The following is a 202-nucleotide window of genomic DNA, read 5'->3' on the forward strand; positions in this document are numbered from 1 at the left end:
GTAGTATTCGAAAGCGCGATGATCAGCGAGATCGTGCGCGCCGGGATCGAATCGATCGACTACGGACAGATGGAAGGTGCACGAAGCAACGGGATGACGTACGTGCAGGCCATGTACCACATCATCGTGCCGCAGGCGGTGCACAACATGATACCGGCGCTGCTGTCGCAGTTCGTATCGCTGGTCAAGGACACGTCGCTGG

1 protein-coding gene is annotated in these 202 nt (G+C 58.4%); it reads left to right on the forward strand.

Annotated features, from left to right (window positions below; all coding sequences use genetic code 11):
* Window positions 1-202 (forward strand): ABC transporter permease subunit (locus KI210_RS08830; RefSeq protein WP_212781484.1); only part of this gene is annotated, 202 nt, incomplete at both ends.

This window comes from Lactobacillus corticis (assembly GCF_018327645.1).
Lineage (GTDB): Bacteria > Bacillota > Bacilli > Lactobacillales > Lactobacillaceae > Lactobacillus > Lactobacillus corticis.